Consider the following 10224-nt stretch of genomic DNA (forward strand, 5'->3'; position numbering starts at 1 on the left):
ACTGCACCCTTTATTAAAGGTTTTGCAGCTGAGCATGGCATTCATCGCTTGATGGTGTTCATGTTCATCAGCTCGTCCTCTTTATAAACGAAAGTGCTAGCGGCTTCCTCCAGACCAACCCTCACGGATAAGCCCTTGCCATTCGCTAGTAGATATCGTTTAATAACATTAAGTTAATAAACGGTGATCTTCCTACAGAGGACTTTCACCTCATTAGTTCACGCCCATGCTGGGCGTACACAAGAACATTCAAGACGGACAACAAACAGCGTTGTAGCTTAATGTAACGATGTGAATGGCGAAAAATCACAGAATCTAATCTTTAACTTCTTGATAAAACCCATATTTACAGCAGCTCCAATTTGGTAAAATGCTCGAATATATTAATCGTAGTCTGGTGAGTTATGATCGCAGTAATTTTTGAAGTACAAGTAGCAGAGGGCAAGACTGCTGAATATCTAGATATTGCAAGTGAACTAAAACCGTTGCTGTCAGATATTGATGGTTTTATCTCAATCGAACGTTTCCAAAGTCTAACCAATGACAGCAAGGTTCTATCTTTGTCATTTTGGCGTGACGAAGAAGCAATTCAAGAGTGGCGCAATTTAGAATCTCACCGATTTGCTCAATTAAAAGGTCGTGGGGGTGTTTTTGAAACCTACAGACTCAGAGTTGCGGGTGTCATCAGAGACTATGGCATGGACATACGTTCAGAAGCCCCAAAAGATAGTATCGAGGTACACGGCTAAAATTCACATAATAAATAAGGATAGGCGTAGCGCAGCCTGCGCCTTATCTGGTTGTTGAACCAGTCCGACGCTACTTATACCCATGATACCTGAAGATGCTCGAGTTCAGCGAGAATGCACAGCTTGTTAATCAATGCGACAGTGTCGCGGCAATAGTGAGCTATTGTTAGCACTGGCAACACAGAGTAACACGCTGTGCAACTCGCACTTCGTGGACTTGTCAGCGACAATTCTTCTTTGTTACATTAGCTCGAAAGAATCCTGATATTCCTTCGCTAATGCGCCTCAAAGAATTGGCGCTGAGAAAGTCCTGAAACATGCATCTTCAGGTATCATGGTTATATATATGCAAATATCTCTGAAATGTTTAAGCGATCAAAGTGAGCCGTTTCTACAACTCACTTTTGTTTAGATATGACTCAGCCTTAGTGGCGCTCTATGATACTTATTACCACTAATACTCTGTTGCATTAACTTGTCTTTTTCTGTTTTTATTACCCTCTACGTTAAATTATTGCCATTATCCTTATTATCAAATGTGCGACGAGTGTCAGCCAAAGGCGCTTGAGCGAACGATACCCATAAACTGCATCGGTTGCTGACACCGTCGACATAAGCACTAGGCTTTTTTACGCACGATTGGCAAAGTTTTTCAGCAGGCTTTGGGTGACGCTAAACATGGCATCAAACACCTGCTGCTGATGTTGAAACGTCAGCGGTCGAAGCTGGGCTGGCAAGGTAAAGGTCACTATGTAATACTGGTTTTGAAAATGATGTAATGTATTCAGTTGGTGTTGTTGCTCTCTACGCTATATTCTCAGTGCAATTTTTTATGGGTTTTAGTTTAGTAGCAAACAATGTAAAATTTTCAGTAGAAAAACTTAAAAACTAGAAGTAGTGTGCATACAAGCGCATCAACACAGATAAATACTGATTGCCCTCTACTCTTTAAATCATAGCTAACGGCTCTTTGCCTGTTAAGCGAGCGTTAGGTTAATACAAATTTGTAATCTCACAGAGAATCTAAAGGAATATAATGAATATTAGTATGTCGTTAATGCCGTACATTTTACTTATTACTGGTGTTATACCTGCACTGTTTGCGATGAGGTTAGCAAAAAAACAGAACCGCTCAGTTTTAACATCAGGTGTTGTTACTTTTGCATTAGGGGTTACTTGGATTGGCGGTTGGGTTTATTTGGCAATAATGAATCTTTTTGCACCAAAACCAACTGACAATTAGGTTCCCTATCACGAACCGTTCAAACAGACAAAATTGGTTATCTCTCGTTGTTTCGTTTAAATTTTTGCCGACCCGTTTTTGAATCTCAAAAGAGAGCCTTATACGTTTAGGAGATAACGTGAAAAAGTTTTTTAAATTTATAGGAATTGGAATTCTTAGTATTTTTCTTTTTTTGTAGGGATTGCCATATAAGTCATTGGCGAAACTTCGTGAATGGTTTAATGACCCATTATTTGTTAAATCTCCTCAAGGACTTCAGCCAACCATTTTTATTAAAAATATAGAAAATGATCTGGCTGAGTGGTCACTGATCTCTACAAAGTTGTCACAAAAAAATCAGGGCGTAAATTCTGCAAAGTTTAAATTTGCGATGAGTATGGAATCACCTTTATATTTATTAGCAGCAACCCAGTTACCGGATTTGGTCCTTAACCAGTTTCCCAACTCTAAGGCCAAAATCACCCAATGGGATTATGATTCAATTGAATCAATCATTAACGGTGATATTAATATTGGCTTTTGTGGCCGAGAGACAAATGCAAGTTCACCAGAGTCTCCGCAACTTCTTCCTTATGTTATTGATTACGAGATACTCTTAGAAGATAAGCCTGTGGTTTACTTACATACAAATCACCCCGCACTGACATTAAAGTGGGATCTTGATTCATTTTTAAGTTATCAGCATATAGGCATACTTTGGGAAAACGCAGTGAATGCGCTTTAGATGATATTCTTGCAACTCAAGGTAAGTATCGAAATGTTGCACTTTCGGTTTCAAACTTTGAACATGCGTTATTTTTTGCAGCGAAGAATCAACAACACATGTTTACGGTAGGCCCTAGATACTGCGAGTCATATGTAAAGCAATTTAATTTGGAACTCACAACTTTGCCACTTCCGCTTTCTGAAGAACAATACCAACAGTTGAATATTCCTTTTATGATGCTGTGGCGTAAAAGAAATTCTCATACTGAAAAACTACAGTGGCTCAAAAGTTCGATACGTACTTTAGTTAATGAATTTTTAGTTGAAGAGAAGTAAAAGCTACCAAAGTCTAAAAGAGTCCTCTTGGTCATCCTGAAGTGGCACGTACTCATGACCATAAAATGAGCACCACTGATAATACATATCGTCAAAAGTGTCATGAGGGTCATGAAAACTCCTTAATGCGAGTAAATCAGGTGCTCCTCCTTCCACATATCCATTTTGAACACAAAAGGTCAATAACTTATCTAATATCGCAGCCATAGGTTGAATTGTCGTCACACTCTCAAATCCACCCCGCATATCGCGTAAGTTACTGGCATCATCATCAAGCATTACTACATGCTTAACGTCCTCAAGTTTAATTCCAAGCTCTGGCAACTGTTCTTTCAAAGCTGCACTTTTACTTCCTTGTTTTGCTATATGTGCAGCAAACCAATCTTTCTTGTATCCGAATTGTTCTATAGAACTTAATTTACGCTCTAAGATTTTCTCAGGTGTATGGGTAACAACCACAAAAGTTGCCTTATGATATGTGGATTTTAGCCTTGCTATTTTTTCAGGAAATGCTGGATCAACAAATTCGAATTCGGGTAAATCAGTACCACTCCAATCTTTATATTTCACCTTAATGATTACTTCATCCAAGTCAAAACAAAATATACAGCCTTCACCTGGTTCAGTCACTTTTCCTTTTAGATTTACATCAGTTAAATCATTAATTTGCTGGTCAACCCATTCTGGTTTTTGGGACTGATTGTAAGTACTGTTTTTAATAGTTAAATCAGCGAGTTGGTGGGTTTTTTCTCCGCTCACAGCTTGGACGTTTGGAGCATTCCCAACATTTTGAGCACCTAATGAACTTGGCCGTTCGAAAGGATCACAATAGGGTTGGGCACCCAATGAACTTGGCCGATTTGAAAAATGTTCATCGTGCTGAGGATATCCTTCATCATTTTCAGGTTGTAACAAAGGTGCATATCGATGACTAAGTGAACTTGGGCTTTGCCTAGAAGTCAAATTGGTTCGATCACTTGATGTGTGTGACTGCTGTATAGAATAGTAGTATGGGAAACTAATTTCACTTGGACAACCTGAAGGTAATAATTCATTTTTATAAGTAAAATCAGGCTTCTGCTTAGGACCGCTTACTGGTTCATGCTCAGCCATAGCGGGTGTTGAAAAGTCATTATTTATAGAGTCAGCAGTGTGATACAAGGTGATTGGCTCCCTTGATACTCGCTCTAAATGATTTGGATGTGGTAGTTTAACGTACGTCGATGCGCCTTCAGGTGAAACTGGAGAGGAATCAGAGTCTGTCACAGAACTTGGTATTAACACACTACTGCGCTGATGTGCTACTAGAGGTGTTTTTGCGGAACTCGCCCCCTTTGGGAATGTCACTTCTAAGAATGGCAGTACTGATCTTAGCGCATCTGCTTTTCCCTTATTATTCGTAAAAGGCTTTGCCCAATCCATATTATGATCCATAGCAGTCATAAATTCATCAACAGTAAAGTTTTTTACCTTTGCATCTGTCGCTATAGCTCTTTGATACATGAGCGTTTTAATTGTCGAATATTTTGTAGAGGCCAACTCTTTTTTACCATCTGGTTTTAATTGAAGAACTGGTTTTTCTGACTTATGAAAACTCGAAATTTTTGGATGATGATCAGCACTGCCTTCTTTCGTTTTAAATGTACTTTTATCACTTTTACCTATTTTATCACCAGCAACACGTGGAGCTGTATCATGCTTAACTGCAGTGGATGAAGAAAAATTTGTATTTAACTGTGTTAAAAAACCAGCAATAATCTGACTGTTATTGGAAGAGAACAACTTACCGATCTTAGTAAATGCATCTTCATTAACAGATAGATATCTTTCTGATGTTTTTCGCACATGGACGCCTAACTCATATTGCTTATTACCTTGATTTACATACAGTGTTGCAGTAAAAGTTTTACCTTGCTGACCTACTTCACACTTTCTCAAAAAATCATTAAATGCACTTGCTTCATAATTGTAAGCTGAGCTTGATGGGTCTTGAGTGACAATGACTAGACTATTTTGAACGGCCATATGACGACTTAAATAAAAAAGGGATTAATTAACAATACGAATCTTTGGAACATAGTGCATTGAATTCTAGTGAATGTTCAATGAGTTTTTTTTAATCTAGTGTGAAATCAATGACTCATTAATACCTATTCATCAAAATATATCGATCGTTCTATTACTATAAGTGTACAATTAGCCATTAAACCTCTCATGTATAAACATCCTCTTTAATGGACACTCTTGAATTACCGATAACGGTCAACGAAGCTGCAGCTAAGCTTAAAATCACTCAACTGTTAGCCAACGAATCGAAGCTTTCTCAATCTCAAATTAAAGATGCCATGCAAAAAGGAGCTGTTTGGCTACAACGAGGAAAAAACAAACAAAGAGTGAGGCGTGCCAGCAAACCATTACAAGTAGGTGATAAAGTAGAGTTTAATTACAATAGCCAGTTACTGGCTACGTCTGCGAAAGAGCCAGAGCTTATTTCAGATGCTGGCGACTATAGTATTTGGTTTAAACCTTATGGGCTAAACTGCCAAGGCAGTCGTTGGTGTGATCATTTAAGCATCAATCGCTGGGTTGAAATGAACTTTCACAAACTCACTGACACTCAAGAGCGACCTGTATTTTTAGTGCACCGTTTAGACAGAGCAACATCCGGCTTGATTCTGTTATGTCATAGTAAAAAAGCCGCTCGAATATTCAGTGATATGTTCGGCTGTAGACAAATGGATAAGCGTTATCAAGCCATTGTTCATGGCGATTTATCTGACTTACCAACCGAGTTTCGAGTTGATCAAGAAATTGATGGTAAGCCTTCTTCAAGCATTTTTTCATTTGTTGATAAGTTAAATGATTACTCATTGCTTGATGTAAAATTGTTAACTGGGCGTAAACACCAAATTCGCAAACATCTAAGTCATCTAGGCCACCCTATTGTCGGTGACCGTTTATATAGTGAAGTGGTTGACGAAAGTCGAGATTTGCAACTGCAAGCTGTTTCATTGAGTTTCATTTGCCCTTTTACAAACAAAAATCAGAAATTTTGCGTTGATAAATCAAAGCGATTAACACTGTGAATGAACAATTTCAGAGCTTCTCAATAATGGCATAAGCATGAAGCTCTGGATATTGATCATATTCTAGATGCTTACAGATACAGCCAAGTTCAATAAATAGAGACAGAAAGCCATTCACTCCGAGTGACGAATAGTAAACTTCAGGGCCCATCGCACGATTCGAATGCTCACCGGACTCTTCAGTACCTCCAAACGAAAAAATAAATACACCACCAGAGTTAAGGCTATCAATGATTTTAGTGATGACCTTCTTTTGCTCACTTAACGGAACATGCCAAATACTGTCCCACGCCGTGATGAAATCATACTTTTTGGGGAAGTCCCACGAACAAATATCTTGATGATAGAAAGTGATATTTGGATGCTTTGTTTGCGCAAGAGCTATCTTCTCCTTAGAGATATCAAGGCCCTCAGGCAAATAATCATGTTCAAGTAACAGATCGATAAATCGACCTGTTCGTCCACAGCCGATATCAAGAGCACGACCGACTTTGTTACACAAAGAAATGGCTTTTTTATGCTGCTCAATGCCATTGCTCATATTAAAGTTCTTTGGACTCCACATCTCTGTTATTTGGTCATAAGCTTTGCCGACACCTTCGGGATTCATGATCTTATTAACTCCTTTGGGTGCGGGATATGTAACTTAATTTTCTGCTTCACAATCTTTTTTTCTTTTATCACTCTTTATTAATGAGTATTCGATGATAAATGTTAATATCATCGGCAAATAAATCGCTTGCTGCCACCGCTCATTGATATCCATACATCCAAGAGAGTAAATACAGAGTAACATCGCTACGAGGCCTGAAAAAATGACTAACATACGAAAGTGACGAATTCCATTTTTCAATTTAAGAGCTTTCAATTGCTTCCCTTACCTTTTACAAATTAAGCTTCATTTCCAAAAGCGTAGGAATAAAACCTGCTTTCTTATACGCTAGTAACGCCGATGCATTTTCTGAATACACATCTAGATAAAAATCGTTAACACCTTTGCTCTTACTCCACGCGATAAGTTCATCAACAACCTGTTTGTTAATCCCGTTACCTCTATAGCCTTCGGCAACATACATAAACCCAAGATAGCAATGATCTTCATGTGTTAATGATCGTTTTGAGTCACGAATTTGTCCATAACCGGTGGCAATAATGTCGCCCTTAACTTCTACTACAACAAGCTTCGAGTTTTGAGATGTGATCAAATCTTCTAACTGATAATAAATCGCATCGTGCTCTCTTATTGAGGAATTAAATGGTCTTTCTGCCTCAACATCCGCTTGTTCAAGCTCTCGTAACCTCACTAAGTCACTTAGTTTTGCTTCTCGAAAAATCATTACATACATCTACTTTTGAATTGTTGCCGTGATGGCACCCGCCCCACATAGCATTCCATTACTGAATTTATACCCATGATACCTGAAGATGCTCAATTTCAGCGAGAATACACAGCTTGTTAATCAAGGCGACAGTGTGCTGCAATAGTGAGCTATTGTTAGCGCTGGCAGCTAAAACAAACAGAAATGACAATGATAAAACGATCATTTGTGGAAATACATTTACATTAGAATTAAATAAAAATAGTTTTTATTTACAACTGAGTCGTTATTCAACACTAATACCTATTACAGAATACTGATCAGCACGTTATGTTATTTAGTAATGTATTGTGTTAAAAGTACCCGTTTAGATGCATCACAAGGAAAGGGAATGAGTGCACTTATCGTGTTTAACTTTGATGGAACAGGGAATGAACCTGAAGACGCAAAATCACTTCCTAAAGATGACAGTAGTATCAGTAATATCCTGAAATTACATTTGTTGATGGGCGGCACCCTTTTTGAAGACGCTGACTTACGCGGAATATCAGATAATAAAAATATTCATCGTTGTTTTTACTATCAAGGTGTTGGCACCTACGGTCATCGACTCAATCGAATAATTAATCAAGGGCTTGCACCTGAAAACCTAGATGTAGCCACAATCCTCAATCGAGCAAAGCAAGATTTTAAGGACTGTTATAAGACTGGAGATACATTGCTCATCATCGGTTTCTCCCGCGGGGCTGCGATTACCAGACCTTTTGCCACCATTATTGCTTCACAAATGCTGAATAAAGAAACGGAACCTTGCATATTTTTGTGTGCTTTTGACACGGTAGCCAGTATCGGTTTACCAAACTTAAGCACTCGCAGCCGACCTGACTATGACGTGGTATTTGAAAACGGTAATACATTATCTCCACTTGTAACAAAAGCACTGCATTTAGTGAGCCTTGATGATAAAAGACGACCCTTTCAGCCCACATTGATGAATCATGAACCTAATAAAACGTTTGAAATATGGTTTGCAGGTTCTCATTCAGACATCGGGGGCGGTTTTGCTCAAGATGGGCTTTCTGATATCACTTTAAAATTTGTTAAAGACTGGCTGACACAAATGAGCCAAATTACAGAGTTGCCTGACATAGAATTTAAAACTCTTACGTCACAAGCTATTGATGAAGCTTGCCCTAAAGAGTTAAAAGGCGTTATCACTCCAAAGGATATTGAATGCAAGCCCAACCCATTTGGTACTAACCACCAACAAAGACGTTGGCCTGTAATCGGTTTAATAACCATGGATGATAGAGAATGTTGCGTGATGCAACACGACCAAATACAAACTGACATGCTCCCAATCATTCACTCCAGTGTCACGATTCGGCTAAACCACGATAAAAGTTATCAACCAAAGTCACTTGAACTCATAGCCCATTCAGTTTGGGATAACTTTTACGACTCCCCTACTCACTTTGATAATATTAAACAACACAGAGAAAGTCGTACTTAGTCGTGCCCTAATATTTTGTAACCCTCATTGAATGAATGAGGGCCTTTTTAAGTGATTTTTTATGCTGCAAGCGGCTCTATAGTGCGAGCGAATTCCTCTGGTTCAGCCATTGCCAGACGAATTGATTCTATTTCCTCAGGTAAGGTTCCCAGCATGCCGAAATAGGTTTGAGGTTTCGAAAACTCGATTTTCACTGAGTTATGTCTTATCTTACCCAGGGTCAGTTCATCTTTACTTGGTGCTTTGTCACTAACATTAATTGATTTGATTTCAGCTAATTTGAATCGACTGACACTCCACAAACCTTGATTAACAACAAGGTAATCATCATGAATATAAGTCGAGAAATGACGAGCAGCTCGATAATTACCGATGACAAAAATCAGACTGTAAATGGCAACAACTGCAACGAAGTACGCAAAGTATTCATAGATATCCACCAACCAACCTAAGCTTGCGATTGCTGTACCAACTAAAACTAAACTTATCAATGCGACATGATAAAAACTTGCCATCACTGAGTTAATTTTACCCACACTAGGGGTGTGATTACGACTGAAGTAAGGCACTGCGTAATACCAACTTGCAGGTTCTGACGCTAAGGTAATCGACGCTGTTTTTAGCCCCTCACTCTTCGAATCGTTCAGTTTTTGTTTTAGCTTTTGATACTTAGAATCAAACGCTTGTTGGTCATTTTCAGCCGTTTGGTTTTGATAAATATCTAAAGCGGTTAATCTAGGATCACCTTTCGCTTTTCTCGCTCCCCACAACCCTTTAATGAATAGATAGAAAATATAGCATTCCTACACAAGCAATATGGCAATGAGTGGATATCTCACCCAAGCAATAAAGTCGAAGTATTGTGACAGGTCACTGGGTAACGAATAACGAGCCAAGGCACAGCTCAAACTCAATGCAATAAGAATCTTCCATGATTTTTGCTTACCTTTAGTAATTACCCCGAGCCAGTAAAAAGCCGGTAAAGCAATAAAATAGAGGACTAGAAATAAACCTGTTAAATGTAAATCTGAGTCTGTTGCTAATGACTCTGGGAGAAATTTAAAGCCGAGAAAAAATGAAGTCAGAGCAAGAAGAAGATAGATTAATATATATTTGGGCGCGTCGCGCTGTGGTCATTTTACATCCTTATTTTTGCTTTCGACAACTCGAAACGTAACTGCGTATGGCACAGAAGTTTATTGCCCCTTCCGTACTCCTAAAGCAGCCTGATATTTTTTGATGAACCTTGGTCATCCTGATGTCATTCTCGGCC

Annotated in this window: 11 protein-coding genes and 1 pseudogene; 6 read left to right on the plus strand and 6 right to left on the minus strand. The window is 38.7% G+C overall.

Going from position 1 to position 10224, the window contains the following annotated elements; genetic code table 11:
- Nucleotides 1-404: 404 nt before the first annotated feature.
- Nucleotides 405-749 (plus strand): antibiotic biosynthesis monooxygenase family protein, encoded by a 345-nt coding sequence (locus tag JQC92_RS19055; RefSeq protein WP_205001136.1) that lies wholly within the window; start codon nucleotides 405-407, stop codon nucleotides 747-749.
- Nucleotides 750-1393: 644 nt separating this feature from the next.
- On the opposite strand, the pseudogene JQC92_RS23300 reads toward JQC92_RS19055, so the two are convergent.
- Nucleotides 1394-1507: pseudogene (locus tag JQC92_RS23300) on the minus strand (IS91 family transposase); the annotation flags it as partial.
- A 278-nt stretch (nucleotides 1508-1785) separates the two neighbouring features.
- Between JQC92_RS23300 and JQC92_RS19060 the strand changes: the two are divergent.
- The 3 genes from JQC92_RS19060 (at nucleotide 1786) to JQC92_RS19070 (ending at nucleotide 3033) form a co-directional block, all read left to right on the plus strand.
- Nucleotides 1786-1992 (plus strand): hypothetical protein, encoded by a 207-nt coding sequence (locus tag JQC92_RS19060; RefSeq protein WP_205001137.1) that lies wholly within the window; start codon nucleotides 1786-1788, stop codon nucleotides 1990-1992.
- 196 nt (nucleotides 1993-2188) lie between these two features.
- A complete protein-coding gene (locus tag JQC92_RS19065) occupies nucleotides 2189-2716 on the plus strand; it encodes a hypothetical protein (protein ID WP_205001138.1) in 528 nt (175 codons plus the stop codon).
- A complete protein-coding gene (locus tag JQC92_RS19070) occupies nucleotides 2689-3033 on the plus strand; it encodes a LysR family transcriptional regulator (RefSeq protein ID WP_205001139.1) in 345 nt (114 codons plus the stop codon). The genes JQC92_RS19065 and JQC92_RS19070 overlap by 28 nt, the downstream gene beginning before the upstream one ends.
- Nucleotides 3034-3036: 3 nt before the next feature.
- Here the strand turns inward: JQC92_RS19070 and JQC92_RS19075 are convergent, their stop codons facing one another.
- Nucleotides 3037-5058, minus strand: coding sequence for a hypothetical protein (locus tag JQC92_RS19075; protein ID WP_205001140.1), 2022 nt, complete (start codon nucleotides 5056-5058; stop codon nucleotides 3037-3039).
- 209 nt (nucleotides 5059-5267) lie between these two features.
- Between JQC92_RS19075 and JQC92_RS19080 the strand changes: the two genes are divergently transcribed.
- Nucleotides 5268-6119 carry a pseudouridine synthase family protein gene (locus JQC92_RS19080; RefSeq protein WP_205001141.1) on the plus strand — a complete coding sequence of 284 codons (852 nt, stop codon included), beginning with the start codon at nucleotides 5268-5270 and terminating at the stop codon, nucleotides 6117-6119.
- A gap of 10 nt (nucleotides 6120-6129) precedes the next feature.
- On the opposite strand, the gene JQC92_RS19085 is transcribed toward JQC92_RS19080, so the two are convergent.
- The 3 genes from JQC92_RS19085 to JQC92_RS19095 are packed head-to-tail and all read right to left on the minus strand — an operon-like array spanning nucleotide 6130 to nucleotide 7456.
- Complete coding sequence (locus tag JQC92_RS19085) at nucleotides 6130-6729, minus strand: class I SAM-dependent methyltransferase (protein WP_205001142.1); 600 nt, start codon at nucleotides 6727-6729, stop codon at nucleotides 6130-6132.
- Nucleotides 6730-6765: 36 nt separating this feature from the next.
- Nucleotides 6766-6987 (minus strand): hypothetical protein, encoded by a 222-nt coding sequence (locus JQC92_RS19090; RefSeq protein WP_205001143.1) that lies wholly within the window; start codon nucleotides 6985-6987, stop codon nucleotides 6766-6768.
- Between the two features lie 16 nt (nucleotides 6988-7003).
- Nucleotides 7004-7456, minus strand: a complete 453-nt coding sequence (locus JQC92_RS19095; protein WP_205001144.1) for a GNAT family N-acetyltransferase — start codon at nucleotides 7454-7456, stop codon at nucleotides 7004-7006.
- A 373-nt stretch (nucleotides 7457-7829) separates the two neighbouring features.
- Between JQC92_RS19095 and JQC92_RS19100 the strand changes: the two genes are divergently transcribed.
- The gene (locus JQC92_RS19100; protein ID WP_205001145.1) at nucleotides 7830-8951 is read left to right on the plus strand and encodes a phospholipase effector Tle1 domain-containing protein; all 1122 of its coding nucleotides are present in this window, start codon (nucleotides 7830-7832) and stop codon (nucleotides 8949-8951) included.
- Nucleotides 8952-9010: 59 nt separating this feature from the next.
- Here JQC92_RS19100 and JQC92_RS19105 read toward each other — a convergent pair whose 3' ends face one another.
- Entirely contained in the window at nucleotides 9011-9721 is a 711-nt protein-coding gene (locus tag JQC92_RS19105) for a hypothetical protein (RefSeq protein ID WP_205001146.1), read from the minus strand.
- Between the last annotated feature and the right edge of the window lie 503 nt (nucleotides 9722-10224).

Source organism: Parashewanella hymeniacidonis (assembly GCF_016900895.1).
Taxonomy (GTDB): domain Bacteria; phylum Pseudomonadota; class Gammaproteobacteria; order Enterobacterales; family Shewanellaceae; genus Parashewanella; species Parashewanella hymeniacidonis.

Bases quoted from the DNA above. Each gene is read 5' to 3' on its own strand.
- JQC92_RS19055 (WP_205001136.1), top strand. From the start codon at position 405: ATGATCGCAGTAATTTTTGAAGTACAAGTAGCAGAGGGCAAGACTGCT.
- JQC92_RS19060 (WP_205001137.1), top strand. From the start codon at position 1,786: ATGAATATTAGTATGTCGTTAATGCCGTACATTTTACTTATTACTGGT.
- JQC92_RS19075 (WP_205001140.1), bottom strand. From the start codon at position 5,058: ATGGCCGTTCAAAATAGTCTAGTCATTGTCACTCAAGACCCATCAAGC.
- JQC92_RS19080 (WP_205001141.1), top strand. From the start codon at position 5,268: ATGGACACTCTTGAATTACCGATAACGGTCAACGAAGCTGCAGCTAAG.
- JQC92_RS19085 (WP_205001142.1), bottom strand. From the start codon at position 6,729: ATGAATCCCGAAGGTGTCGGCAAAGCTTATGACCAAATAACAGAGATG.
- JQC92_RS19095 (WP_205001144.1), bottom strand. From the start codon at position 7,456: ATGATTTTTCGAGAAGCAAAACTAAGTGACTTAGTGAGGTTACGAGAG.
- JQC92_RS19100 (WP_205001145.1), top strand. From the start codon at position 7,830: ATGAGTGCACTTATCGTGTTTAACTTTGATGGAACAGGGAATGAACCT.